This is a genomic window from Rosenbergiella collisarenosi (assembly GCF_018494085.1).
GTDB lineage: Bacteria > Pseudomonadota > Gammaproteobacteria > Enterobacterales > Enterobacteriaceae > Rosenbergiella > Rosenbergiella collisarenosi.
Genome location: NZ_JABBFP010000010.1, coordinates 43,544 through 68,099 on the forward strand (window position 1 = coordinate 43,544; position 24,556 = coordinate 68,099).

Genomic DNA, 24,556 nt, shown 5'->3' on the forward strand with positions numbered 1-24,556 from the left:
AGAGAAAAGAAAGTGGCATTAAATGAACACGTTAGGGTGAGGCGGCGAAATTATATCAAGACCCTAAACGATAGTCGGTAGCGCGAGTGTAAAGATACACAAGTAACTTAGAAACATCGGCATAAAATTGACATAACTTCAGTTAAATTGACAGTTTACTGCCCCATCCAGAAAATTCAGGCTGAGGCGAGGTGGGAATTAGAAAAGTGGGCCGTTGCGAACCAGCTCTCTCGGCAGGCTATTTTTAACCCGTTGATTAATGATTTTAGCCAGCCCTATAACCTGTCCCTGGTAGCTCAGCAAGCATTCACCTTTGCCTAAGGCGGTGTCGGGGTAAATATCTCTTCCTTTGTACCATTCAGCGGCCTGTTCAGCCGTAAGCGCTAAACTCGAAGAAGCTGCCTTGGCCAAGGCGGTTACTGCCTCGTGATGCCACCGATAACCTTTGTTATGAGTCTCTGCTAAACGAAATCCCAGACGTGAAAATTTAACTTTTCCTATCAGGGGTTCTACGCGCTTAGGAAACAGCCATAGCTCTTTATCACGTTGCCATAGGTAGAGGGTCTCAGGCCATTCGATGCCCACGTCCTTGGCGTGCTGTGCAACAAGTTGTGTTAGCGAACGTGATGCAGGTTGGAACGGCAGTTTGCCGACCTTATAACCTGGGTGCGGGAGGCGATCGACTCCGGCTGTTTTACGTAAACTGGCGACAAAGAATCCTTCGCTATCAAAACGCTGCGGGAATACATGTAAATACCCTTCAGGGGTTACCACAGATTCTGCGCCGGGGAATAGGTCGTGCAAAGATTCGATCTGTACTGCCTGAGGGTACTGCGCAAGTAAAGAAGCGATAACCTGTTGGTTCTCAATCTGATTAAGTGTGCAGGTCGAATAAATCAGACGGCCGCCAGGTTTTAGAGCATGGAAGGCACTCACCAACAGCTCTTGCTGTGTCTGTGCGATCGATAGCGTGCTCTCAAGGCTCCAATGGGCAAAGGCATTGGGATCCTTACGGATAACGCCTTCACCTGAACAGGGAGCGTCTAATAAAATAGCATCAAATTGTTCAGGGAGTGCTGCACCGAAGACGCGCGCATCAAAATGGGTTAAAGCAGTATTAGTCACCCCACAACGGCTAATGTTGGCATGGAGGACTTTCACTCGACTCGCCGCATACTCGTTCGCCAGGATCAATCCATTGTTCGCCATTTTCGCCGCAATCTGCGTTGTTTTCGACCCTGGCGCCGACGCCATATCCATCACGTCAAGTGGAGACTCTTGGCCTGCGAAAAGTGCTTGAACAGGAAGCATCGAACTGGGTTCTTGAATATAAAATAGCCCGCTAAGGTGCTCCGCATAACTCCCTAAGGGGAGTTGTTGATCGTCAAGCTCAATCCAAAAGCCTTCAGCGCACCAAGGGACCGGGGTGAGTTGCCACGGGTGATTAGCCGTTAGCGTTAGAAAGTCGGCAACGCTTATTTTTAACGTATTCACACGAATAGCGCGTCGCAGCGGGCGTTGGCTGATAGAGATAAACGCTGCGAAGTCATCGTTATCAGGAAGTGCTTGCTGTATTAGCTCAAGAAATTGCGGAGGGAAATCGATAACGTCTGCGCTCACAATGGGATCCATAGGGGATGAAAAGCATAGTGTAACATGATCACGGGCAGAGATTCTGCCCGTGAGATAGCGATTATTCTTGGCGTGGAAGGGCGGTCCCCCATTTTTGCCAACCGTCAGGCGCTTCATTACGTAACAAGAAATGTTTATTTGACTCGGCTTGCGGCGCTAAAGGGACTGTTGGTGGTGTAGCGAATTGTATGCCTCCACGAATAAATTGTTGGAGAGTACCTGTCTTCACAACGCCGCCGGTAAGGCCGAAATCTAAAGAGTAGCCAGAGGCTAGCCAAAACACGGAATTATTACGGATTAGGTGTTGATAACGAGTACTGATCCGCAGCGCAATCTGTACACGGTCGGCTAAATTACCCAGAGTAGTTCCTGTGACGGTGCCGACTTCTACACCTCGATAGAGTACTGGGGTGCCGACGGTTAACGTTCCTGCATCGGGGGCATCTACATAGACATTTAGTCCATCCAGATAACGCGAATCGGTAATGGTATCTTCTTGCAGCTCGAAACTACGACGAATAGAGCCTGTACCCGGGTCAACGTTCACGTAGGGCTGCAGTAATGATTCTAGATGATTGACGCCTGTTGAGGATATTTCTGGCGACACCACGGAGAATTGACTGCCGCTGCGTGCAAAGTGTTGATCGTACTCGGGGTAGAGTACCGCCTTAGCTTCGACCTGATGAAGATCCTTGCTTAAAGCAAGGCTTTCAATTTGACCGACATTGATGCCGAGATATTTAATCGGCATCCCTTCGGCTAACTTACTGCCATCAAAGGTGTGAAAGACAATTTGACTGCCTACCGCATTGGCCGCATTTCGGCTTGCAAATAACTCGCGATAGTTGCCATGTTCTTTGTTAACCCCAGTGAGGTTGTCAAAACTGATGGCTCCTTTCAATGCTCTATTCAAAGGCGTCGCCTGAACGGTTATCCCGCCAGTATTGAACTGAACGCGTGCGCCGCCTTCCGCCCAAAACACAGTCGATGAGGTAATAAGCTTTCGGTACTCTGGAGCGATATGTACCGATACAATAAAGTTGTCGGCATTCGGCGTGATATCGACAATTTCACCGACTTGGTAGCGACGGTATAGGACGACACTACCTGCCTGAATATCCGGTAAGCTTGAGGCCTTGAGCTTTAAGGTGACGGAGGGCTTATCACCCTGAGTGTTGTCGCGGGCTGCATCATCGTCAGCGTAAAGAGGATAACGAGCGCTAGGCTCACCTTTTCCGCCCGTGTTGATACGTATCCCACCTTGAATCCACTGCTGTGGTGGCGCACCTACCAATTTTATTCCATCCAGTCCCATCCGAATACGGATTTGGCTGTCCGCGATAAATTGAGTGTCTGCGTGGATAAAGTGTCGATACTGTGGCTCTACCGAGACGTTAAATACGACACCCCGTTCCGTGAGAGTGCGCTGTGCAACTTTACCAATCGGAACACCGCTGAGGATCAGCGGTTGCCCGACATCGATCCCATAGCTTTCAGGCGCGGTAAGTTCGACCGTTAAGCTATTTGGAACTTGTAGCAGTGACTCACTAGCCGCTAATACCGTAAATTCTGTTGCGGCATCGCCTTCGCCTGGAATCAGTTGCAAGGTGGTTCCTGACAAAAGTGAACCGACGGAAAGATTTCCTCCCTGTAAGCTGGGTTGGCGCATCTCAATACGCGTACCAGTACGCATCAAACCCACCACACTAGGGTCCACCGTTAATTCTCCAGTGACGTGTTGTTTATCGGTGAGGTTAAGATGAGTAAGTGTGCCGACTTGTAATCCTTGATACATCAACGCAGTTGAACCTGCGGTCAAATTTTCTGCACTTGGGAGTTTTAAGGTAAAGTTAACACCGCGTTGGCTCTCTGCGAGGTTGGGATAGAGTTCGTAGCGTCCTTGGTTTTGAGCAGGCTCGGAATCTGCTGGCGAGTCGAACGCGACCGCACCGTTAATTAAGGCAGGGACACTGGTCAGGTTAACATTAACGCCAGATGCCCCTAATTTTGCTTGTAAACCAGAGACATTCCAGAACCGGCTATTTTTTTTGACCAGCTGTGTATAACGACGTTCGATCAAGACATCAATGAGGACGCCTTTGCCTTGAGGGGCGAAACTGTAATCATAGACGCGGCCCACCGGGACTTTCTGATAATAAACTTGCGACCCGGTGTTAAGCGATCCTAAGTCTGAGGCGTGAAGCTGAAGAATGAGCCCACCGTTATTGACGATGTTTTTAGGTTGACTATCTGAGGCAGTAAAATTATCGGTACTCTCGCCGTTCCCTGGCATCATGCCAATGTAGTTGCCACCCACCAGCGCATCGAGCCCTGAAACCCCCGCTAGAGAGGCTTGGGGCGTGACCAGCCAAAATTTGGTGTTGGCACGTAAAGCATCTTTCATACTGCTCTTGATGCTGGCTTTGATTTTAATGACACGATAATTATCGGTTAACACAATATCTTGCACGGTACCGATCTCCACACCTTGATAACGAATAGGCGTGCGACCTGGCACAATCCCATCGGCAGTGTGAAAATTAATGGTAATGGTCGTGCCGCTTTCTTGGTAGTTTTTCCACAACAACCATCCTGTAATCAGGATAGCCACAATGGGTAAAAACCAAAATGGTGAGAGACGGCGCTTGTTTTTTACCGTGGCGCTAATCGGTGTATTCGGCGTTTCCTGTTGCATGTGCATCCCAGAGTAAGCGGCTATCGAGCCATTCTACGGAGAGAATGGTAAGAAAAACAGCGGAACCAAAATAAAGCGCGGCAGGTCCCATCGTAAAAGCAAGTAACTGGTCGCGATCAACTAACGACATCATGAGCGAAATCACAAATAAATCGAGCATTGACCAACGCCCGATCCACTTCACTGCTCTGAATAAGCGAATGCGGGTTTTGAGGCCTTGTTCGCACTTGGTATGAATGCTGATCAGTAAGGCAAGGAGCACGATAACTTTACTGACAGGGACCAATATACTTGCCGTGAACACCACCACAGCAATAGGAATATTGCCGCTTGCGAGGGAAACGATACCTGAAAATATCGTATCCTCTTGGCGTGCACCATTAAGATAGATAATTGAAATGGGCAGCAAATTCGCCGGGAACAGTAAAATTATCGAGCTTATCAGTGCCGCCCAAGATTTCTGTAGGCTATGCGGGATACGCGGGCTCATTTTGATATGGCAACGCGGGCAACGCCCACGTTGATCGCTCAACCCACTATGATGACAGTAGGCACAGCATTGTACCTCTTCAGGAGCCAATGCTTGGCGAGGTTGTGGATAGAATTTATGCCACAGGCGCTCAATATCAAGATGAATGATGAGTAAAATATAGAGTAGGGTCAGGCTAACGAAGGCGACCAGTCCATACCCTGCAAAGAGATCGGCATAGTCCTTCACCTTGATGGCCGCAACGATTACCCCAATGATATAAATATCGAACATTATCCATTCTTTGAGTTTATCGAGCGCCAGTAACACGGGTCGTAAATTCATACCGAACCGCTGACCGACAAATAGATAGAGAATGCTTATCACCAGCGCTAACGGCGTGCCAATGATACAAAAGCAAACCATAGCCGCGGTGATAATGTCGCCTTGTTGCACCATTTGCATGACGCCAGCAAGCATACTTGCGCTAATCGTCATACCTAGCAGACGGATTTGGATAAGAGGCAGCGTCCAAGCCAGTGGCATTAGGCAAAGCATTAGGCAAGCAAGACAGCAAATCTTCGCAAAAGACCAATCTCGACCTTTAGCAATCTTAGCTCGACAGTAAGGGCAATAGCCGGTTTCACCCGGACGCAACAGTGGGCGATGGAAGACGTGGTCGCATTCGACGCAGCGTTGTAAATCGGTATAGGTCTCAGGCGTTCTGATAGCCGTGATTTTCATAGGTTATGGGTATTTATTGTTATAAAGCATAAAATTTTCATTGTTCGGTAAATGAGTCTGCTATAGTCGTTGAAAACGTAATGTATCAGAAGTTCCCTGAATAAGAACATAAGCATAGTAGAGCGTAATGCGATGTCTATGTCTTTCACTCACTTTGGATACGCTTGCGGATATTCACTTATACTTGATGGTTGAAAAATGAGTAAGTCAGAGTTTTATCAAGATCTGTCGCGTGATCTCAGTGCGTTAAATAGCGGTGAACGGGCTTTTTTACCTATATTGGCAAATTGTAGTGCTTTGTTGTTTGAACGGATGACTGGGCTAAATTGGGCGGGGTTCTATCTGCTTAGCGAAGAAGAGACTTTAGTGTTGGGCCCATTCCAAGGCAAATTAGCCTGTGTCCGTATTCCTGTTGGCAAGGGGGTATGTGGAACCGCTGTCGCGACCGGCCAAATACAGCGTGTTGCAGATGTTCATCAGTTTAGCGGCCACATTGCTTGTGATTCTGCCAGTAACAGTGAAATTGTCTTACCACTGTGTGTTGACGGTGCTATCGTAGGGGTGCTCGATATCGATAGCCCCCATTTTTCGCACTTTGATCATGAAGACGAAGTCGGTCTTGAGAGTGTCGTTAAGACACTTGAGGCCTTACTCTCAGCCACTGAAATTTCTCTTTTTTTACAACAATTAAAAGGTAATTTCGCTGAGGCATAGCAATTAGCGCTGTAGTCATTATAATGTCGCGTGTTCATGCCTGCGTTGGTCGGCAAAACCGTTGTAATCAGGAAATTTCATGGAAAATCAACCTAAGTTGAGTAGTAGTAAAGAAGTCATTGCATACCTTTCGCAGCAATTTCCAAGCTGTTTTATTGCTGAAGGCGAAGCAAAACCGTTAAAAATCGGTATTTTTCAGGATTTAGTCGAGCGTATTCCCGCGGAAATGAATCTCAGTAAGACTCAGCTTCGTTCAGCACTGCGTGTCTATACGTCAAGCTGGCGTTACCTTTATGGGATTAAAGCTGGGGCGACTCGTGTAGATCTTGATGGTAACGCGTGCGGGACTCTTGAAGAACAGCATGTGGAACATGCTCGTCAACAGCTTGAAGAAGCAAAGGCTCGAGTTGCTGCACACCGCGCTAAGCAACGCAGCGAAGCGAAAGCCGATGACGCGAATAAAGCTGAACGTCGTCCACGTAAACCGGCACCACGCAAGCCTGCTGCTCAAGGAACAACCTCTCCAGAGGCTAAACCTCGCAAGCCTAAAAGCGAACCTCGTCAGGCTCGCCCCGTCGATGAAGGTAAGCCGGTGACTGATATTTCAGTACTTAAAGTCGGCCAACCCATTCGCGTTAAAGCAGGTCTAAGTGCCGTCGACGCGACTGTGCTTGAAGTCTCTAAAGAGGGAGTTCGAGTTCAACTAGCGTCAGGACTGGCAATGATTGTACGCCCAGAACATTTGCAGTTCTGAAACGGAGAGTGACCCAGGCATGAACACCAGTTTTAAAGTAAGTTTACTTGTTGCATCCTTGTTTGTGGGGCAAGCGTTTGGCGCTGATGCTATCACTCGTGAGGATCAAATTCCTCAGTTGCAAGAGCAACCGCAACAAGTCACGGTAAGTCAGCGTGTTACGGCACGCTTTACTCAGTCACATTACCGTCAAATCACCTTGGATAGCGCGTTTTCGACTAAAATATTCGACCGTTATCTCAATATGATTGACTATAGCCATAATATTTTACTGAGTAGTGATATTGCACAATTTGCGGATAAGAAATCGCAAGTTGGCCAAGAACTGGAGTCTGGGAATCTCGACACGTTTTATCAATTGTTTAACCTCTCTCAGCGCCGTCGTTTTGAACGATTACAATATGCGTTAAACGCGCTGAATAAGCCGATGAATTTCGCCTCTCATGACTCTATTGACTTAGACCGCAGCAAAGCGCCGTGGCCGACGTCGACAGAGGAACTCAATAAGTTGTGGGATGCAAAAGTTACCTATGACGAGCTTACCTTAAAGCTCACTGGTAAAAACGATCAAGAAATCCGCGATACGCTCACTCGGCGTTACAATGCCGCGCTACGCCGCGTATCGCAGACGACGAGTGAAGATGTTTTCCAGACGGCAATGAATGCCTTTGCCCATGAAATCGATCCTCATACGAACTATCTTTCACCTCGTAACACGGAACAGTTTAATACCGAGATGAGCTTATCCTTAGAAGGGATAGGTGCAGTACTACAGATGGACGACGATTACGCCATGATCAATTCCATGGTAGCGGGCGGTCCTGCTGCGCGCAGTAAAGCATTGACGATCGGTGATAAAATTATTGGTGTAGGGCAGGTTGGCCAGCCAATCGAAGACGTAGTGGGCTGGCGTCTTGATGACATCGTAGAGAAGATCAAAGGGCCGAAAGGGAGTAAAGTTCGCCTTGAGATCCAGCCAGCATCTAAGGGCAGTAAAACACGGATTATCACCCTAACGCGCGCGCGTATTCGGTTAGAAGATCGTGCGGTGCAAGGTTCGGTACATCAAGTCGGTTCCCATAAAGTGGGCGTATTGGACATCCCTGGTTTCTATGTCGGGCTAACTGACGATGTTAAAGTCCAGCTACAAAAACTGCAGAAACAGCACGTGGACAGTATCGTTATCGACCTACGCACCAACGGTGGCGGGGCATTAACCGAAGCCGTTTCATTATCCGGTTTGTTCATTCCATCGGGCCCAGTTGTACAGGTACGTGATAATACCGGCAACATCCATCAAGATAGTGACGATGATGGCGTAGTTTATTATAACGGCCCATTAGTTGTGCTGGTGGATCGTTTTAGCGCCTCCGCGTCGGAAATATTCTCAGCGGCGATGCAAGATTATGGTAGGGCATTGATTGTTGGGGAACCGACCTTTGGTAAAGGTACCGTTCAACAGTATCGTTCGCTGAATCGTATCTATGACCAGATGTTACGTCCTGATTGGCCTGCATTAGGGTCGGTACAATATACGATTCAAAAATTCTACCGTATCAATGGTGGCAGCACTCAACGTAAGGGTGTTACGCCAGATATCTTGATGCCAACAGGTGTTGAGGCGATTAAAACCGGTGAGAAGTACGAAGACAACGCATTACCTTGGGATAGTATTAAAGCAGCAACTTACTCTCCAATGGCGGATCTAAACTCCTATGTTCCGTTATTACGTCAAGAGCATGATGCGCGTATCGCAAAAGATCGTGAATTCCAATATATCATCAAGGATATTCAGCGTTTCGATGCAATGAAAGATAAAATAGATATTGTTTCACTTAATCTTGCAGAGCGCCAAAAAGAGAATAAAGAAGAGGACAATCTTCGGTTAGAGCGTATCAATGCTCGTTATCAAGCGGAAGGGAAAAAACCTATTGCTACGCTTGATGCGTTACCTAAAGATTATAAAGAGCCCGATCCTTATCTCGACGAGAGCGTCGCGATTGCGAATGATTTAGCGAGTGCAGAGGCTAAGAATCCTCCAACCCCGATTGATAGTAAGAAATAATTAATTTTTTTCAAACCCGCTTCGGCGGGTTTTTTTGTGGCCTAAACGTCGATGTCAGTAACTACAGATAAACCGAAAGAAGTGTATGACAAAATGTAAAGTTATGTCTTTTCAGTTAGATATAGGCTACAGCCTCTTGAAAACTGCTTGTAACAGCCTAGGATAGGGCTCATTAAGCTTGGATTCTGTTTTAAGGAAATATAAATATCTATGATGCGTATCGTCTTGTTTCTCTGTACCAACCTCGCGGTAATGGCGGTATTTGGTATTATTCTGAGTCTGACGGGTATCCGTTCTGCCAGTATCCCAGGTCTTATGATTATGGCCGGCCTATTTGGGTTCGGTGGTTCCTTTGTTTCCTTACTGATGTCGAAATGGATGGCTTTACGCTCTGTGGGCGGAGAGGTCATTGAACAACCGCGTAACGAAACTGAAAGATGGCTGATGCAGATTGTGACGCAACAGTCTCAGCAAGCGGGGATTACTACGCCTCAGGTTGCTATCTATCATGCCCCTGATATTAATGCGTTCGCTACGGGGGCAAGAAAAAATGCTTCTCTTGTAGCAGTGTCTACAGGGCTTCTGCAAAATATGAACCGCGATGAAGCAGAGGCCGTTATCGCTCACGAAATAAGCCATATTGCTAACGGTGACATGGTCACCATGACGCTTATTCAAGGGGTGGTGAATACTTTCGTGATCTTTATTTCACGCATTATCGCGCAGGTCGCGTCGGGCTTCCTCAGTTCGGATCGTGAAGAAGAGGGTAGCAATGGTAATCCACTGGTCTACTTTGCTGTTGCAACAGTGTTGGAGCTCGTATTCGGTATTTTGGCTAGCATAATTACGATGTGGTTCTCACGTCATCGTGAATTTCATGCTGATGCAGGCTCAGCAAAGCTCGTTGGGCGTGAAAAAATGATCGCTGCATTAGAACGTTTGAAAACGAGCTACGAGCCGCAAGAGCCGGGTACAATGATGGCTTTTTGCATCAACGGTAAGCAAAAGAGTCTTAGTGAACTGTTTATGTCGCACCCCCCCCTCGACAAGCGTATTGAAGCGTTGCGCCAGGGTGAATACATCAAATAAGGATATATTCACATTTCTATCCTATCACTGGTCTTCTTCAATAGGGGACAGCGCTCATGCGCTGTCTCCGAAGAGTAGAGGTAGTCTGCGTTAATCAGTCCTTTTCCCGTCAAATACTCACAGCGTAGGTTAAACCCTGTCTCGCTTGCCTCTCGGTTGGTGAGAATCCCATAATCTGAAACAAACATTATTCCCCAGCCCGTCAATAAAACGAGTAACAGACGCGTTAACATGTTTTGATTATTTCCCATGCGTTGCTTTCAGATGAAAGTTTAGGATGCCAACCTCTAGTAAACAGATCGATAAGAGATAACTGAAATTCCTGCATGAATAATCCTAATGACCGCATCGTGTAGAGAGAGTAGAATGAGCGATTACTTTTACAAATAACGGTATTAGGCTAAGTGAATGAGTGAATTGATTGCGGGCGGTGGAAGTTATATGTTACCAGCATTGTTCGGGATTGCTGTTGTTTTTTTCTGCGTAGTAGTGTTCGTTTCGATGCGAAGAGCAGTGCGCGCTAATGATCATATTGCCTTACTTGAAGCGTTGCTGCGCGAACAGCGTAAGCAGACGAAAATGCTAAGTCAATTAATCGAATTAAGTTGTGAACCTGAACCTATCGAAGAAGAAACCGTTGATCAGCAAGAAGTCATTGAAGAGCCGACTCATCTGACGTTTAGGGCCGAGCGATAATCTGTAAGCGAGAAGTATTGTTGCATGTTGCTATAGAAGTAAACCTGTAGTGAAGACTATTTTTCAGCCGCCTAATTAGTGAATAATTTCAAATATGCTTATCATTAAAGTTTCATTAAAAAGCCCTTGCCATCGATAAAATAATATGTGATAACAATTAGTAGGATAAACGAGAACGCCCCGTTGTTGTCTAGTTTTTTGGTAAACAAGTTCGAGTCAGTTAAGGTTGCTTGATCTTAATCTTGTCTGTTGCCATTTAAGAAAAAACACTTCATCCAGTATTTCTCGATTTTCTGAATTAACTGCCTCTGGGCAACTATTATTTTAAAGGAATTGGTAAAATGGCAAAGATTAAAGGTCAGGTTAAGTGGTTTAACGAATCTAAAGGTTTCGGTTTCATCACTCCTGCTGATGGCAGCAAAGACGTATTCGTACACTTCTCTGCAATCCAAGGTAATGGTTTCAAAACTCTGGCTGAAGGCCAAAACGTTGAGTTTGAAATTCAAGATGGACAAAAAGGTCCAGCTGCAGTAAACGTTACTGCTATCTAATTGTCGGTTTACCGATAGATACTGAATCCCCGCTTATGCGGGGATTTTTCTTTGGTTTATACCTTGAAACGGCTAAACTTCTCGGCTCAGTAAAATCTTGGAGCCTATTTTGTATATTTGTCCATTATGCCAATCCGCCCTGACTCCTGATCAGCAAGGCTATATATGTTTACAGCGCCATCGCTACGATCGAGCTAAAGAAGGGTATGTCAATTTACTCCCCGTACAGCATAAAGGCTCAAAAGATCCAGGGGATAGCCCTGCGATGTTGCATGCGCGCCGACAATTCCTAGATGAGGGCCACTATCAGCCACTACGCGACAAGGTTGCCGCACTTCTTGACGAGCATCTACCTATCAGCTCGCCATCGACCATCGTTGACCTAGGATGTGGTGAAGGCTATTACACGGCGGCTTGGGTGAATGACCACCGAGAAGTCTATGGCGTGGATGTCTCGAAATATGCGATAAAATCCGCTGCCAAGCGTTATTCCGGAATTTATTTTAGTGTTGCCTCAGGGTATCGACTACCTTTCGCTTCAGAATCGTTATCTGCTATCGTGCGAATTTATGCACCCAGTAAAGGCGAGGAGTTGGCGAGAACATTATCCAGTGGTGGACTGCTGATCACCGTGACCCCTGCCGCCCGTCATCTTTACCAATTTAAATCCTTAATCTATCAAGATGTACAATTACATGACGAGCGAGAAGAGCAGCTTGAAGGTTTTGAGCGCTTATCGGAAAGCACATTACATTATCCCTTAACACTCTCCGCGCAGAGCGCAACGCAGTTACTCCAGATGACTCCTTTTGCCTGGCGCGCGAGTGAGAGCGTTTGGCAGACGCTTGCGGAGTGTGAGAGCTTTACCTGCGAAGCCGATTTTAGGATCATCGTATGGCGTAAGCGTTAGCTCGCGCTGAAATCGTCAAAGTGTAAATGTAAGCAAACATTTTGACGAATACTCAGCACCTGATAAAGTAAGGTTTCATATAATAGCTAGGAGTATAGGGTTAATCCCACACTATGGATCGTCACCGAGGTCTTTTTCCATTTCTTATCCTGCAGTCCTTCATCTGCGCTCACTTACCGTCTCATCGGGGTTCTAATACTGTTCGTATTACTAAAAGCGAGAGGAAAGCTTAATGGAGTTTCTGCTAGATCCATCGATACTAGTCGGCCTATTGGCCTTAATCGTTCTAGAAATTGTATTAGGAATCGATAACTTAGTGTTTGTCGCGATCTTATCCGACAAGCTTCCGCCTGCTCAACGCGATAAAGCTCGAATCATCGGACTTAGCCTAGCGCTGATTATGCGGTTATTATTACTCTCCGTCATGTCGTGGTTGGTCACACTCACAAACCCTCTCTTCCATATTGCGCAATTTTCGTTTTCTGCGCGGGACCTTATTATGTTAGTGGGTGGCCTATTTTTATTATTCAAAGCCACGACAGAACTGCATGAGCGTTTAGAAAGTTCGGGAGAGGTTGAGCAGGGAAGTAAAGGCTATGCCGGATTTTGGGCGGTAGTTATTCAGATTGTCATTCTCGATGCGGTATTCTCGTTGGATGCGGTGGTAACGGCAGTCGGCATGGTGAGCCATCTCTGGGTGATGATGACAGCGGTAGTCATTGCGATGATTTTAATGCTCATCGCGTCTAAGCCGCTGACCCGCTTCGTCAATGCGCACCCGACCGTCGTGGTGCTCTGCCTGAGCTTCTTGCTGATGATTGGCCTAAGCTTAGTTGCGGAAGGATTCGGTTTCCATATTCCGAAGGGTTATCTCTATGCGGCAATTGGCTTTTCAATTGTTATTGAGTTCTTCAATCAGATTGCGCGTCGTAATTTTCTTAAATCCGAAGCACGCAGACCAATGCGTGAACGGACGGCAGACGCTATCTTGCGTCTAATGGGTAGCCGTTATCGTACGCCTTCTCAAGAGACCTCGGGCGAAAATACGCAAGATAATACGCAGGGTTCACGTGCTTTCAAAGACGAAGAACGCTTTATGATCAACGGCGTATTAACTCTCGCCTCGCGTTCAATTCGAAGCCTAATGACACCCCGTAACCAAATTTCTTGGGTCGATGCCGAGTCGTCGGTAGATGATATTCGGGTGCAGTTATTGGATACTCCCCATAGCCTCTTTCCCGTCGCGCGGGGAGAACTGGATGAAATTGTAGGGGTAGTAAGGGCGAAGGAATTACTTACTGCTCTCGATCATGATGTCGATGTCGCCAGCTTTGCGGCACGTACGCCTGCCATGATCGTGCCAGAGACGCTTGACCCTATTAACCTTTTGGCTGTATTGCGTAAGGCGAAAGGGAGTATCGTCATGGTCACGAACGAATTCGGGGTCGTACAAGGCTTAGTCACACCTTTAGACGTACTTGAAGCGATAGCCGGTGAATTTCCTGACGAAGATGAAACTCCGGATATCGTTGCCGAAGGGGAAGATTGGATCGTGAAAGGCGGTACGGATCTCCATTCGCTTGAACAGCGTTTAAATGTTTATGATCTGGTTGATGAGACGCATTCACACGCCTCAATCGCAGGATTGTTGATTGCCCAGGCAGGCCAACTTCCCGTGGAGGGCGAAGTTATCAGCCTAGGTCAGCTCGACTTTACTGTGTTGAAAGTCAACGACTATCGGCTTGATTTGGTGAGAGTGTCTAGACGTCAAGATATCCCTGAGGGTGAAGGGACTGTCTAACAGAGATAACTTTGAGAGGCCGGCAACTCGGCCTCTTTTTTTAATCGCATTGTACCTTGATGGCTAACCCACCGCGTGACGTTTCACGATATTTAGCATTCATATCTTTACCCGTCTCGTACATAGTTTCAATCACTTTATCAAGAGAGACCCGTGCTTGACTGGTACGACGTAAGGCCATACGGGCAGCATTAATGGCTTTTACAGCGGCAATGGCATTACGTTCGATACAAGGGACCTGCACTTGTCCGGCTACCGGATCACAGGTGAGTCCAAGGTTATGCTCCATACCGATTTCGGCAGCCACGCAGACTTGTTCCGGGCTTGCGCCGAGTAGTTCAGCAAGTCCCGCCGCGGCCATGGAACAGGCGACACCGACCTCTCCCTGGCAACCGACTTCAGCCCCTGAGATTGAGGCATTCATCTTATATAGAATCCCTATAGCGCCTGAGGCTAAGAAATAGTTACGCGCAATATGGGGTGTGACGGGTTCGACGAATTGATCATAATAGGCCAGCACGGCAGGCACAATGCCACAGGCGCCATTGGTTGGAGCCGTCACGACTCGTCCTCCTGCTGCGTTCTCCTCATTAACCGCTAAGGCAAACATATTGACCCAGTCGATGACATTCATCGGGTCACTATTATGCCGATGATTGGCGACGAGCAGCCGGCGGAGAGGAGCGGCACGTCGTGGCACCCGGAGTGGTCCGGGTAAAACCCCTTCGGTATTTAACCCTCGGTCAATACAAGCCTGCATTGCCGCCCAAATTGAGGAAAAGTAGTCATCGATTTGGTGTTGAGTATGCACAGCCAGTTCGTTCTTCAAGACCAACCCCGATAATGAAAGGCCGGTCTGATGACAAGCCGCTAACATCTCTAGAGCAGAGTCAAATGGGTAAGGCACGACAACGGAATCGAGGACGGGTTGGCCGAATTGTCCTTCCTCTACAATGAAACCGCCACCAATCGAATAATAAGTCTGAGACAATACACGCTTGTCGTCCTGCCAAGCCGTGAAAGTCAGCCCATTTTCGTGCAAAGATAAGGCGGAGGAATGAAAAATGAGATCGCGCTGCTCGCTAAAATCGACCTCGTGTTGACCCAAGGCGAGTAGTAAGCGCTGCCGTTCGCGTACATCTGCGATGAAAGTAGGAATAGTATCGATATTAACCGAATCTGGAGCCTCTCCCGCTAAGCCCATAATAATAGCGATATCGGTATGGTGGCCACGACCCGTCAGCGACAGGGAGCCATAAATATCGACGGTTACTCTGGTGACTGGCGCTAACTGCTGCTGCGTGGTTAATGTGTCGACAAAAAGTTTTCCTGCCTTCATGGGTCCAACAGTATGGGAGCTGGAAGGCCCAATTCCGATTTTAAACATCTCAAAAACACTAATCACGTGGCGTTACCTTGTGTCGACAAAAGCTAAATACCCTACCGTTAGGGCTGAACGTCGATAATTATACCACTGCTATCAGGAAAAGAGAGTGAATCCACCCACACTCTATTAAATATCCCTAATTGATCCTCTCACACTATTGCTGATCTGCTGTGCGAGGCCATAAAGGATTGTCGCGGTCATCCCCCAGACGAGTTGCGGGGTGTGGTGAAGAAAATGAACCGTCTTAGGATTGCGGGGATCACCGACTTTCAGTTGAGCGTAATGCTGGGTGTTGATCAAAAATCGTAACGGAATTTCGAAGACTTGTGCGACCTCATCCGGATTGGGATTGAGAGTAAAAGTAGGCTGCACTAGGGCGAGAAAAGGCTTCACGCTGTGGCCGGTACGACTATGCACAGTGGGTAGCTCACCAAGTAGTTGAATAGATGCTGCGGTGATGCCGACCTCTTCATAGGTCTCACGAAGGGCAGTGTCGTAAAGAGTCTGATCGGTGATATCACGTTTACCACCAGGGAAGGCGACTTGACCGGGATGCTGACGTAGCTGATCACTGCGCTGTGTCAAAAGTAAAGTAGGGGCGTGTGGATGCCGGATAATCGGCACTAATACTGCAGCAGAGTGCGGCTTTATCTCCGGTGAATCCTCAAGTGGCGGGCTAAGCAGATAACGATTGAGGAACTGTGTTAGCTGATCACTCATGGGTAGCGCCCAAGGTACTTAACAGGGGTAAAATCTTACTGATTTTATGGAAAGTCTCTTGATATTCCTCGTGCCAGTAACTATCCGCCACGATCCCTCCACCCGCTGAACAATAGAGTTTCTGGTTTTCGGCGAGGAGGGTACGGATGGTAATACTCGTGTCCATTTTTCCACAACGGCTGATATAACCAATACTGCCACACCAGGCATTACGGCGATGGGGTTCTAACTCATCAATGATTTCCATGGCACGAATTTTCGGTGCGCCGGTAATCGATCCACCTGGGAAGCACGCGCGTAATAGTTGTGAGGGGGGGGTATCGTTAGGCAGAATGCCTGTGATGGTACTTACTAAATGATGCACAGCGGGGAACGATTCGATAGCAAAGAGTGCTGGAACCTTGACCGTTCCTGGGGCAGCAATACGCCCAATATCATTACGCATAAGATCGACGATCATTAAATTTTCGGCCCGATTTTTCGGGGAGTTAGCTAGCCATTCTCGCTGGCGCAGATCATCCTGAGGATCAGAATGACGCGGCACCGTACCTTTAATTGGCTTAGTTTCAATCATACCCTGATCGACCTTGATGAAGCGTTCAGGGGAAAGACTTAAGATTGTACTGTGTGCGAAGCGCAAGAAGGCACTAAATGGTGCACGGTTGTTTTGGCTAAGAGCCAAATAGGCTAGCCACTCTGATCCCTGGTAGTCGGCACAAAACCGCTGCGCAAGATTTACTTGATAGCAGTCCCCCGCCAAAATATAGGCCTGAACCTCAGCAAATTTCTGACGGTACGCATCTTCACTAAGGTTACTTTGCCATTCACTGGTCAGGGAAAACGCAGTGAGCGGTATAGGATGCTGGTCGTTGAGCCAAGCGAGGCGCCGCTCCACGCTTGAAAGGCTGACCAAGGTGAGTGTTTGTAAGTGATGGTCGGCAATCAGTGCCCAATCATAAATCCCGACCGCCATGTCGGGAGAGTCGATATCAGCATTAGCTAATGAGGGAAGCGTTTCGAAACGTCGCCCCAGATCATAGCCCCATAACCCGACAGCCCCACCACAAAACGGATGGGGTTGGGCCGACACAGCAGGTAAGCGCGAGAGTGCCTGCTCTACCAATGCTAGCGGGTCTTCTGATGAGCGTTCACGTTGCCCACCTTCTTCAATAATGGTCTTATCACCGGTTGTCGTGAGGGTTAACAGGGGATCTGCCGTTAGAATATCGTAGCGTGCGTCAGGATGTGATGCCCCAGATGAACTCAACAGCATCGCCCATGGTAAGTGTTCAAGACGTGAAAACCATGTGTTAACGGCGGCTTGATGATAAGATAGGGCAATACTTTCAGGTGATTTACGCGTCATGACTCAAGGGGTTCTTAATGTTCAATGGATTACCGGCATTATCTCATCAGCAACAGCAGCAAGCGGTTGAGCGTATTCAGCAGTTAATGTCAGAAGGTTTGTCTAGTGGCCAGGCTATCTCTCTGGTCGCGCAAGAAATACGCGAGAACTATCAAGGCGAACCGCAATTGGCTCGCTTTGAAGACGATGAAGAATAACGAGTACAACTACATGGCCGCGATAATTTTTATTTCGACCTTGTAGTTAGGATCGACCAGTGCGGCGATCACCGTACAGCGGACAGGGGCATTGCCGGGAGACACCCAAGCATCCCAGGCCTCGTTCATCGCGGCAAAGTAAGCGTGGTCTGTAAGAAAGATCGTCGCATCGAGAACCTTCGATTTATCGCTGCCGACGCGCGCGAGGACCCTATCGATCACTGCTAAGGCGTTCTCAGTCTGCGCGAAGGCATCGGCCTCAAGGTTTTCAGGGACACTGGTATAATAAATAGTTTGGTTGTAGATCACCGCTTCAGACATACGATGTTCAGGATCAAGGCGTTGAATGGTCATAAGTGACTCCCTATTTTTTTAGCCAGCCTGACATAAGCGATAAAAAATGTCATCACTAATCCTAACCCTATAGGGCTAATTGCGTCGAAGGAGTAAGTTTGACCGACGATTTTTCACCAGAAGGCACATTAGTTCAGGCTATTCCTGGTTTTCGTGCTCGGGAAGCACAGCAAACTATGGCAAAAGCCATTACTCAGACCGTTGAGGGCTCAACCACGCTTCTCGTTGAAGCCGGTACCGGTACGGGAAAAACCTACGCCTACTTAGTTCCCGCGCTACGATCCGGTAAAAAAGCGATTATTTCCACGGGGTCTCGTGCCCTGCAGGACCAGTTGTATAATCGTGATCTACCAACAGTTGTGAAAGCGTTGGAATTTGCAGGTCGTACCGCGATCCTTAAAGGGCGCAGCAACTACCTATGTTTAGAGCGGTTGGCAGCGCAAAATAGTGCAGGGGGTGATTTACCCGTACAGCAGCTCTCCGAGCTGGTCAACGTTAGGGCGTGGGCGAGTATCACCCAAGAAGGCGACACCAGCCAATGCGCTGCAGTTCCTGAGGATAGCCCGCTATGGCCTTTAGTCACTAGCACTAACGATAACTGCCTAGGGAGTGACTGTCCGCAATACGAACATTGCTATGTTGTGAAAGCTCGTAAACGTGCATTGGATGCGGATATCGTCGTGGTGAACCATCATCTGTTCTTAGCTGACTTGGTGGTAAAAGAAGGCGGGTTTGGTGAGCTCATTCCTGAAGCCGACGTGATGATTTTTGATGAGGCGCATCAGCTTCCTGATATCGCGAGCCAGTATTTCGGGCAGCAGCTGACCAGTAGGCAGCTACAGGATTTAGCGCGGGATATTACGATCGCTTATCGTACCGAGGTTCGCGATGTGACACAGCTCCAAAAAGCGGCGGATCGTCTCGCGCAAGCCACGCAAGATTTCAGGCTTGTCCTCGGCGAACCCGGTTTTCGTGGGAATTTACGGACATTGCTGGCCGATCCAAATTTACAGCGGATGCAACGATTACTCGATGATGCGCTAGAGCTCTGCTACGACGTGATTAAGCTCAACCTTGGGCGCAGTGCGTTGCTTGATGCCGCTTTTGACCGCGCGGGACAGTATCGCAACAGATTGAAAAGACTCAATAATACGCAAGAGCCCGGTTACAGTTATTGGTACGAATGTAGCCGTTATCATTTTACCCTCGCCCTGACGCCGCTCAGTGTTGCACAGAGGTTTCAAGAGGTGATGAAGGCGAGGAAAACCAGCTGGATATTTACCTCGGCCACGCTGGCCGTTAATGGAGAGATGGATTATTTTGCAGAGCGTTTGGGGGTCCAGCAGGCGAACCAATTGATGCTGGAAAGCCCCTTCGATTATGCGCAGCAAACCTTACTCTGTGTGCCCCGTTATTTAGCAGAGACGCGTCAATCGCGGAGTGCTCAACAGCTCGTTACCCGGCTGAGCCCACTGATTGAAGCCAATGATGGGCGCTGTTTTTTCCTCTGTACCTCTTATCAGATGATGCGCGAACTCGCCGCACTCTTTCGTGAGCAGCTGCAGCGACCAGTCCTACTGCAGGGTGAGACCAGTAAAGGACAGTTACTGACCCAATTTTTAGCGGCGGGTAATGCGCTGCTAATCGCGACCAGTAGTTTTTGGGAAGGCGTTGATGTGCGGGGTGAGGCATTATCGATGGTCATTATCGATAAACTTCCGTTTGCCTCCCCCGAGGATCCGCTATTAAAAGCTCGCATGGAAGATGCCCAACTGAAAGGAAAAGACCCTTTTTATCAAGTACAGTTGCCTGATGCGGTGATTGCATTAAAACAGGGAGTGGGGCGATTAATTCGCGATGAACAGGATAGAGGTGTTTTGATCATCTGTGATAGCCGACTCGTCACGCGTCCATACGGCGAGATTTTTGTGAAAAGTCTTCCGGATTGTCCGCGTACTCGTGATCTAGACGTCGTGCTTGATTTCATCAAAGACCTTTAGGCTGGCTTCCACTCCGTGATATCTGTGTGTAAACTTGGCGCCAAGCTACGCTGCATAAAATGAAGAATATATTCCATGACTAATTACAACTCAACGACCCGTCTTCTGGCCCTCGATACGTCTACCGAAGCCTGTTCTGTCGCCATATTAAATAATGCAGCGCTTACCGCTGATTTTGCTCTAACGCCACGCGAGCATACACAACGTATTCTCCCTATGGTTGAACAGGCGCTTCATGCTCAAAACCTGACCTTGCAACAACTGGATGCATTGGTCTGTTGTCTCGGCCCTGGAAGTTTCACGGGAGTACGTATCGGTATTGGGATAGCCCAAGGATTAGCCTATGGTGCAAAGATACCGTTGATTGGCGTCTCTAGCCTTGAAGCGCTTGCGCAAGGCGCTTGGCGTCTACATCAATCACAAAAGGTCTTGGTCGCCGTGGATGCACGAATGGGTGAGGTCTACTGGGCTGTTTACCAGCGCGGGCCGCAAGGAGAGTGGTCAGGAAAAGAAACTGAGCAGGTCATCTCACCAGAACGGGCCATTGAGAAGATGTCGACCCTCACTGGAGAGTGGATGACCGCGGGTACCGGTTGGCAGGCTTACCCACAGCTGTTGACTGGGCATAGTCTCCAGCTGCGTTCGGGAGAGAGTCAGCTTCCGCAGGCCGAGGATATGCTACCCTTAGCTTATCCACAATGGATGGCCGGACAGATTACGGATCCCGCGTTAATTGAGCCCGTTTATCTACGCAATGAGGTGACTTGGAAAAAATTACCGGGGCGATGAAGCGTGGTGGAAACTATTTAGCGGTCAATCTGTCTATAGTCTCAATCTGATTGGGAGTGGGTTATGAAATTTTATCAGCGTGCAATAATGGCTTGTGTTTTACCCGTCGTACTTCTGACGGGCTGTGTCTCGATTCCCAAGTCTATCCAAGGGAACGCACCGCTACCACAGCAAGATTTAACGCGAGTGATGAGTGCGCCGCAATTATACGTAGGGCAAGAGTCCCGCTTCGGTGGCAAAGTGGTACGGGTGACTAATCGCGATAATACGACACGTATTGAGCTGATGGTGCAGCCACTTGATGAGGGCGCACGGCCTATCCTCGGTGCAGCCTCATTAGGGCGACTCTATGCTGACGTACCGAGCTTTATCGACCCCGCTGAACTGACTAACCAGTACCTGACCGTACTCGGTAATATCCAACGTGTCGAGCCGGGTAAGATTGGCCAGCAAAACTATAACTTCCTAGTGATTGCCGTCACCGGCTATCAACGGTGGCATCTCACTCAACAAGTCATGTCGCCGCCTATGCCGATGGATCCTTGGTTATGGTATGGCCCGCGTTATGATCGTCGAGGTTTTATCGACCCATGGTGGGGCTACTCAATGCAAGGCCCAATGCCTGTGCAGACATTTCTAACTGAGTAAGCGATGAGAATATGACCGGTCACTTGCCCGTGACCGGTTTTTTTATGGATAAAGAGTAAGGCAAGCATAGCCACTTAAATCGTCGTCAAGGAGCATAATTGACATGAAACATCAGCAGTCGGCAGTATTAAGTCGAGGGACACCTTCTCAACAAGACGTTTCTCGAGTTAATGCTGATAATACTATCAATCAGCGCTATTCCTCATTATTAGAGATGTTCGAACAGGCTACCACTCGGTTTTCTCAGCAGCCAGCGTTCGAAAATCTGGGTGCTTCGCTCACTTATCACCAGCTCGATAAGCGCAGCGAAGCGCTAGCGGCTTACCTACAACAAAAGCTTGGAATTTCAGCTGGACAGCGGGTAGGGCTGATGCTGCCCAATTGCTTGCAATACCCGGTTGCCTTTTTTGCCATCATCCGCTGTGGTGCTATCGTCGTTAATATCAACCCGCTCTACACGGCACGAGAATTACATCATCAAGTCAGCGATAGTGGTGTAGAGGCATTGATTGTATTAAGTAATTTTGCCCATACCGTACAGGCTGTAATGGCGCAAAGCCCTATAAAGCATATTATTGTCAGCGAGCTAGGCGATGAGCATCCGGTAATACAGCGTAAGCTTATCCACTTTAGCCTACATTATGTGAAAAAAAAGGTTCCCAAGTGGCAACTGATCCATCACAAATATCGAGATTGTCTCAAACAGGGTCGCCTTTTGCGTTATCAGCGTGCGCAGCTTACTCGCGACGATATCGCGCTATTACAATATACTGGCGGCACAACCGGGATGGCGAAAGGTGCGATGCTGACGCATGGCAATCTGCTGGCTAATATCGAACAGATTAAAGCGGTGTACGGCGAACTTCTGATCCCAGGTGAGGAACGAGTCGTTAGCGCCTTACCGCTCTACCATATTTTTGCCCTGATGATTAATTGCTTACTATTTATTGAATTAGGTGGCCACAACCGCTTAATTACTAATCCGCTAGACATGGATAAGTGGCTTAAAGGGCTGAAAAACTTTAATTTCTCGGTGATTTCCGGCGTAAATACGCTTTATGCCAAATTAGTTAACCACCCTTCGTTTCAACAACTCAATTTCTCTGCGCTGAAAATTAGTGTTGCGGGCGGTATGGCAGTTCAAAGTGATGTCGCAGCGCAATGGCAACGGTTGACGGGTACTCCTATCGTTGAAGGTTATGGGTTGACGGAATGTTCCCCCCTTGTTTCCGTAAATCCGTTGTCGATTACGCGCCACACTGGAACGATCGGCATACCGATAGCTTCTACTGAGATTCAATTACTTTCCGACGATGCTCAGCCGGTATTACGTGGAGAACCAGGGGAACTTTGCGTGCGCGGGCCGCAGGTAATGAAGGGGTATTGGCGGCAAACCGAGGAAACGACCGCTGCTCTGGATGAGGACGGATGGCTGCATACTGGTGATATCGCCCAGTTGACGGAACAAGGCCTACTAAAACTTGTCGATCGTAAGAAAGATATCATCATCGTATCGGGATTTAATGTTTATCCAAGCGAAATCGAAGCGGTACTGGCAGAGCATCCGCTTATTGTCGAAGCGGTGGCGGTAGGGATCAGCCACGAAATTTGCGGTGAAACGGTAAAAGTGGTCATCGTGCCTAAAGATAAAAGTTTGACCCAAGAGCAGGTCATTAGTCATTGCCGCGAACGGTTAACCGGCTACAAAATTCCTAAAGTTATTGAATTTCGTGATATTTTACCCAAGAACCCATTGGGTAAAATCTTACGTAGTACACTTACTGCAGCCCCGCACTAAATCGATAATGATTGAGGCTGTAGCAACCCGATACAGAGAGAGACTATGTTAAGTTACCGTTTTGTAGAAACCGATCAACAGTTAGCGCTGTGCTGTAACGAGGCTTGTGAAGCGACAGCGATCGCTTTAGATACTGAATTTGTCCGTACTCGTACCTATTTTCCTCTACTCGGACTGATCCAATTGAATGACGGTAAGCAAGTTAGCCTTATCGATCCCTTAAAGATCACTAATTGGCAGCCGTTTATTGAGTTATTGACGAACGAAAAAGTGATCAAATATCTGCATGCTGGTGGTGAGGATCTTGAAGTCTTCCTGAATCGCTTTAGTGTCGTCCCTACTCCGTTGATCGACACCCAAATTATGGCAGCCTTCCTAGGAAAACCCTCATCATGGGGATTTGCAGCGATGGTTGCAGAGTTCACGGGGATACAACTGGATAAGAGCGAATCGCGCACGGATTGGTTGGCGCGCCCCCTTACCGAAAAACAGTGTCAATATGCAGCGGCGGATGTGGAGTATTTGCTCCCTATCGCGATTCAACTACACCAACAGGCGCTACAAGAAGGGCAGATCACATTTATTGAAAGTGAATGTGCCTTACAAATTCGTCGCCGTCAGTGGGTTGCTGATCCAGAACTTGCGTACAGAGACATCTCACAAGCCTGGCAACTAACCCGTCGTCAGCTCGCAGTGTTACAGCGCTTGACTAAATGGCGATTGACCTATGCGCGTCAGAATAATATGGCGGTAAATTTCGTCGTTAAAGAAGAGACGTTGTGGAAAACTGCACGCTATTGTCCTACATCTCTTGCAGAATTAAGAGAATTGGGCGCGATTGGTCCAGAGATTCGTTTCCACGGTGAAACACTGCTGGCACTTGTGAGAGAAGGGAATATGGCTACGGAGGACACACTTCCTCAACCAGTAAAAAATCTGATTGAGCTTCCAGGCTACCGACAACTCTTTTCACAACTGAAAGAGGCGGTTAAAAAAGTCAGCGAAGCCAGTGGCTATAGCCAAGAGATGCTAGCGTCACGACGTCAAATTAACCAATTGATTAGTGCACATTGGCAATTAAAAACTCAGGAAATGCCTCCGGAGTTGCTATATGGGTGGCGAGGCGAGCTGCTTGCCGCACCACTTAACATAATATTAGCCGACTATTAGTGGAAGA

The 24,556-nt window shown here is 48.0% G+C and carries 22 protein-coding genes; 14 read left to right on the forward strand and 8 right to left on the reverse strand.

The features are described 5' to 3' along the window. Positions 1-198: 198 nt before the first annotated feature. The 3 genes from rsmF to yebS all read right to left on the reverse strand — a co-directional run bounded on the left by rsmF (position 199) and on the right by yebS (position 5,540). Entirely contained in the window at positions 199-1,620 is a 1,422-nt protein-coding gene (gene rsmF / locus HGT70_RS13810; RefSeq protein ID WP_422047361.1) for a 16S rRNA (cytosine(1407)-C(5))-methyltransferase RsmF, read from the reverse strand. Positions 1,621-1,693: 73 nt separating this feature from the next. Beyond that, complete coding sequence (locus HGT70_RS13815; protein ID WP_214196232.1) at positions 1,694-4,327, reverse strand: PqiB family protein; 2,634 nt, start codon at positions 4,325-4,327, stop codon at positions 1,694-1,696. After that, on the reverse strand, positions 4,296-5,540 hold the full coding sequence (gene yebS / locus HGT70_RS13820) for a membrane integrity lipid transport subunit YebS (protein WP_071429872.1): 1,245 nt from the start codon (positions 5,538-5,540) through the stop codon (positions 4,296-4,298). Before yebS ends, HGT70_RS13815 begins: the two co-directional genes overlap by 32 nt. Positions 5,541-5,738: 198 nt before the next feature. On the opposite strand from yebS, the gene HGT70_RS13825 reads away from it, so the two are divergent. The 4 genes from HGT70_RS13825 (at position 5,739) to htpX (ending at position 10,162) form a co-directional block, all read left to right on the forward strand. Beyond that, positions 5,739-6,254 (forward strand): GAF domain-containing protein, encoded by a 516-nt coding sequence (locus tag HGT70_RS13825; RefSeq protein ID WP_214196233.1) that lies wholly within the window; start codon positions 5,739-5,741, stop codon positions 6,252-6,254. A 79-nt stretch (positions 6,255-6,333) separates the two neighbouring features. Continuing rightward, positions 6,334-7,008 carry an RNA chaperone ProQ gene (proQ, locus tag HGT70_RS13830; RefSeq protein ID WP_071429876.1) on the forward strand — a complete coding sequence of 225 codons (675 nt, stop codon included), beginning with the start codon at positions 6,334-6,336 and terminating at the stop codon, positions 7,006-7,008. A gap of 19 nt (positions 7,009-7,027) precedes the next feature. Next, positions 7,028-9,073, forward strand: coding sequence for a carboxy terminal-processing peptidase (gene prc, locus HGT70_RS13835; protein ID WP_071429878.1), 2,046 nt, complete (start codon positions 7,028-7,030; stop codon positions 9,071-9,073). A gap of 210 nt (positions 9,074-9,283) precedes the next feature. Beyond that, entirely contained in the window at positions 9,284-10,162 is an 879-nt protein-coding gene (gene htpX, locus HGT70_RS13840) for a protease HtpX (RefSeq protein ID WP_214196234.1), read from the forward strand. A gap of 8 nt (positions 10,163-10,170) precedes the next feature. Here htpX and HGT70_RS13845 read toward each other — a convergent pair whose 3' ends face one another. Continuing rightward, positions 10,171-10,413, reverse strand: a complete 243-nt coding sequence (locus HGT70_RS13845; protein WP_214196235.1) for a YobH family protein — start codon at positions 10,411-10,413, stop codon at positions 10,171-10,173. A gap of 157 nt (positions 10,414-10,570) precedes the next feature. Between HGT70_RS13845 and HGT70_RS13850 the strand changes: the two genes are divergently transcribed. From HGT70_RS13850 to HGT70_RS13865, 4 genes are all read left to right on the forward strand, one after another. Further along, positions 10,571-10,858, forward strand: coding sequence for a YebO family protein (locus HGT70_RS13850; RefSeq protein ID WP_214196236.1), 288 nt, complete (start codon positions 10,571-10,573; stop codon positions 10,856-10,858). 341 nt (positions 10,859-11,199) lie between these two features. Beyond that, positions 11,200-11,409, forward strand: a complete 210-nt coding sequence (cspE, locus tag HGT70_RS13855; RefSeq protein ID WP_001062678.1) for a transcription antiterminator/RNA stability regulator CspE — start codon at positions 11,200-11,202, stop codon at positions 11,407-11,409. A gap of 106 nt (positions 11,410-11,515) precedes the next feature. Next, positions 11,516-12,319: a 23S rRNA (guanine(745)-N(1))-methyltransferase gene (rlmA, locus tag HGT70_RS13860; protein ID WP_214196270.1), complete on the forward strand. Its 804-nt coding sequence runs from the start codon at positions 11,516-11,518 to the stop codon at positions 12,317-12,319. Positions 12,320-12,551: 232 nt separating this feature from the next. Then, positions 12,552-14,120 (forward strand): TerC family protein, encoded by a 1,569-nt coding sequence (locus tag HGT70_RS13865; RefSeq protein ID WP_071429892.1) that lies wholly within the window; start codon positions 12,552-12,554, stop codon positions 14,118-14,120. Positions 14,121-14,160: 40 nt separating this feature from the next. Here HGT70_RS13865 and HGT70_RS13870 read toward each other — a convergent pair whose 3' ends face one another. The 3 genes from HGT70_RS13870 to pabB form a co-directional block, all read right to left on the reverse strand. Continuing rightward, positions 14,161-15,525 carry an L-serine ammonia-lyase gene (locus HGT70_RS13870; RefSeq protein ID WP_071429894.1) on the reverse strand — a complete coding sequence of 455 codons (1,365 nt, stop codon included), beginning with the start codon at positions 15,523-15,525 and terminating at the stop codon, positions 14,161-14,163. Positions 15,526-15,633: 108 nt separating this feature from the next. Continuing rightward, positions 15,634-16,227, reverse strand: coding sequence for a CoA pyrophosphatase (locus tag HGT70_RS13875; RefSeq protein ID WP_071429896.1), 594 nt, complete (start codon positions 16,225-16,227; stop codon positions 15,634-15,636). Next, the gene (pabB, locus tag HGT70_RS13880) at positions 16,220-17,593 is read right to left on the reverse strand and encodes an aminodeoxychorismate synthase component 1 (protein WP_214196237.1); all 1,374 of its coding nucleotides are present in this window, start codon (positions 17,591-17,593) and stop codon (positions 16,220-16,222) included. The genes HGT70_RS13875 and pabB overlap by 8 nt, the downstream gene beginning before the upstream one ends. Positions 17,594-17,610: 17 nt before the next feature. Between pabB and HGT70_RS13885 the strand changes: the two genes are divergently transcribed. Next, positions 17,611-17,790 (forward strand): YoaH family protein, encoded by a 180-nt coding sequence (locus HGT70_RS13885; RefSeq protein WP_214196238.1) that lies wholly within the window; start codon positions 17,611-17,613, stop codon positions 17,788-17,790. Between the two features lie 9 nt (positions 17,791-17,799). Here HGT70_RS13885 and HGT70_RS13890 read toward each other — a convergent pair whose 3' ends face one another. Next, entirely contained in the window at positions 17,800-18,144 is a 345-nt protein-coding gene (locus HGT70_RS13890) for a RidA family protein (RefSeq protein ID WP_214196239.1), read from the reverse strand. A 98-nt stretch (positions 18,145-18,242) separates the two neighbouring features. On the opposite strand from HGT70_RS13890, the gene yoaA reads away from it, so the two are divergent. The 5 genes from yoaA (at position 18,243) to rnd (ending at position 24,549) form a co-directional block, all read left to right on the forward strand. Next, positions 18,243-20,144: a DNA repair helicase YoaA gene (yoaA, locus tag HGT70_RS13895; RefSeq protein WP_214196240.1), complete on the forward strand. Its 1,902-nt coding sequence runs from the start codon at positions 18,243-18,245 to the stop codon at positions 20,142-20,144. A 75-nt stretch (positions 20,145-20,219) separates the two neighbouring features. Further along, the gene (tsaB, locus tag HGT70_RS13900; protein ID WP_214196241.1) at positions 20,220-20,933 is read left to right on the forward strand and encodes a tRNA (adenosine(37)-N6)-threonylcarbamoyltransferase complex dimerization subunit type 1 TsaB; all 714 of its coding nucleotides are present in this window, start codon (positions 20,220-20,222) and stop codon (positions 20,931-20,933) included. 63 nt (positions 20,934-20,996) lie between these two features. Then, the gene (locus HGT70_RS13905) at positions 20,997-21,581 is read left to right on the forward strand and encodes a Slp family lipoprotein (RefSeq protein ID WP_214196242.1); all 585 of its coding nucleotides are present in this window, start codon (positions 20,997-20,999) and stop codon (positions 21,579-21,581) included. A 103-nt stretch (positions 21,582-21,684) separates the two neighbouring features. Beyond that, positions 21,685-23,379 (forward strand): AMP-binding protein, encoded by a 1,695-nt coding sequence (locus HGT70_RS13910; protein ID WP_214196243.1) that lies wholly within the window; start codon positions 21,685-21,687, stop codon positions 23,377-23,379. A gap of 45 nt (positions 23,380-23,424) precedes the next feature. Then, positions 23,425-24,549: a ribonuclease D gene (gene rnd / locus HGT70_RS13915; RefSeq protein ID WP_214196244.1), complete on the forward strand. Its 1,125-nt coding sequence runs from the start codon at positions 23,425-23,427 to the stop codon at positions 24,547-24,549. Positions 24,550-24,556: the final 7 nt, after the last annotated feature.